Origin of the sequence: Streptomyces sp. NRRL F-5755, from assembly GCF_001279365.1 — a bacterium.
Lineage (GTDB): Bacteria > Actinomycetota > Actinomycetes > Streptomycetales > Streptomycetaceae > Streptomyces > Streptomyces rimosus.
Map to the genome: position 1 here is coordinate 1 of NZ_LGCW01000182.1, position 503 is coordinate 503.

Genomic DNA, 503 nt, shown 5'->3' on the forward strand with positions numbered 1-503 from the left:
TGGGTCTTGGCGTCCACCGTGCTGACCTGGGAACGGCCGATCTGGAAGTTGACCTTCTTGTTCTGGACGCCCTTGACGCCGGGCGCGGCCTCGACGCCGTCCAGCTTCATGTCCACGCTGACCTTGGAATTCGGCTTCCAGTAGTCCTTGGGGCGGAAGTCCAGGCGCTGGTCGCCGAACCAGTGGCCGACGATCTCCTGGTTGCTGCTGGACGCCACCTTGATCGCGGACTGGACGTCCTTCTTGTTCTTCACCGGCTTGTCGAAGTTGACCGACACCGGCATGCCGACACCGACGGTCGAGCCGTCCTCCGGGGTGTAGTTCCCTATGAAGCTGTTCTTCGGGGAGACCGTGGTGAAGGTCGAGTGCTCCACCGCCTTGCGGCCCTCGGAGTCGGCGGCATGGGCGGTGATCGTGTACTTGGTCGAGCGCTCCAGCTGCTTCTTCGGCTTCCAGGAGCTGCCGTCGGCGGCGAGGGTGCCCTCGACGGGCTTCTTGTTCTC

1 protein-coding gene is annotated in these 503 nt (G+C 64.0%); it reads right to left on the reverse strand.

What is annotated here, in order from left to right; translation table 11 throughout:
- On the reverse strand, positions 1 to 503 hold a 503-nt coding region (locus ADK86_RS16775), incomplete at both ends, for an Ig-like domain-containing protein (RefSeq protein ID WP_199834421.1).